The organism is Corynebacterium nasorum, from assembly GCF_030229765.1.
GTDB lineage: Bacteria > Actinomycetota > Actinomycetes > Mycobacteriales > Mycobacteriaceae > Corynebacterium > Corynebacterium kefirresidentii.
Genome location: NZ_JASPGY010000021.1, coordinates 1 through 1,306, shown reverse-complemented (window position 1 = coordinate 1,306; position 1,306 = coordinate 1). Strand labels below are relative to the sequence as shown.

General features: G+C 54.4%; 2 protein-coding genes. Both read left to right on the top strand.

Annotation, left to right across the window (positions count from 1 at the left end; genetic code table 11):
* Positions 1-49: 49 nt before the first annotated feature.
* Positions 50-367, top strand: a complete 318-nt coding sequence (locus QP904_RS11770; RefSeq protein ID WP_013887466.1) for a transposase — start codon at positions 50-52, stop codon at positions 365-367.
* The gene (locus QP904_RS11710; protein WP_011117481.1) at positions 364-1,284 is read left to right on the top strand and encodes an IS3 family transposase; all 921 of its coding nucleotides are present in this window, start codon (positions 364-366) and stop codon (positions 1,282-1,284) included. The genes QP904_RS11770 and QP904_RS11710 overlap by 4 nt, the downstream gene beginning before the upstream one ends.
* Positions 1,285-1,306 lie beyond the last annotated feature (22 nt).

Genomic DNA, 1,306 nt, shown 5'->3' with positions numbered 1-1,306 from the left:
TGAAGTGTCCCAGGTTTTGTTCCGTTTGAGTAGATGGGAAATCTGGAATATGCCAAGAAAATTTGACCAGGATGCGAAGGATCGTGTGGTCCGTCTTGTAGAGGACCGCATCTTGGCGGAAAATATGTCGATGCAAGCCGCGTGCCAGGCAGTAGCCCCAAAGCTGGGGGTGTCATGGCACACAGCCCGTCAATGGACCCAACAGGCCCGCCGTGCGGGAAACATCCCAGAACCCGTGCCTGAAGATCTGGCCGCCGAAAACGCGAGGCTTCGCCGTGAAAATCAAGAGCTACGCGACACCAATGAACTTTTAAAGGCTGCCTCAGCTTTTTTCGCGTCGGAACTCGACCCAAAACGTCGGAAATGATCCGGTTCATCGATGAATACCGGAATCGTTTCTCTGTCGAGTTCATCTGTAAGACGTTGAAGAAAAACCGCGCTGGTGGGTTCATCACCTCGCGTGGGTATCGTCAGTCCAAGGCCCGTGGGGTAAGTGCTCGCGGCCTTCGTGATGCTGTGCTGGTTGAACGCATTAGTGCTATCCATCGGGATAATTACGGCATCTACGGTGTGCGGAAAATGTGGCATGCTCTTCATCGTGACGGAATCGATATCGGTCGTGAACAAACCGCGCGGCTGATGCGTCTAGCCGGTGTATCAGGCAAAGGCAAAGGCCGCTCGCCTATGACCACTCGCACACCTCAAAGGCCGGATTTGCGCCCGGACTTGGTGGAGCGAGAATTCAAAGCCGAAGGCCCGAACAAGCTGTGGGTGGCTGATATTACCTACGTGCGCACGAAGAAAGGCTTTGTGTATGCCGCGTTTGTCACCGATGTTTACTCCCGACGGATCGTTGGGTGGGCGTTATCAGATTCCATGCGCACCGAAGCGTTGCCGCTGCAAGCTCTCAACCAGGCGATCGCGTCTGCTGAGGAAACAACAGGTCTCATTCATCATTCGGATCACGGCTCGCAGTATGTCAGCGTTGTCTACAACGAGCGTCTTGCCCAGCACGGGATTGCCGCTTCCACCGGAACTGTTGGCGACTCCTATGACAATGCTCTGGCGGAAAACGTTAATGGTTCCTACAAAAACGAGCTGATCCATACTCGCAGGTGGGATGAGGTTGTCGAGGTGGAAATCGCGACGTTTGAGTGGGTGTCATGGTGGAACGAGACGAGGCTTCACCAAAGCTTGGGCTACCGCACGCCAGCTGAAGTGGAAACCGAATTTTGGGACCAGCACCCGCCGCAAGCAATAATAGAAATCAAGGCAAACGCCTAGGAACAAAACCCGGGGCACTTCA

What these genes read in the sequence shown, in the direction of transcription:
- QP904_RS11770 (WP_013887466.1), top strand. Translation starts at nt 50, where the DNA reads ATGCCAAGAAAATTTGACCAGGATGCGAAGGATCGTGTGGTCCGTCTT.
- QP904_RS11710 (WP_011117481.1), top strand. Translation starts at nt 364, where the DNA reads ATGATCCGGTTCATCGATGAATACCGGAATCGTTTCTCTGTCGAGTTC.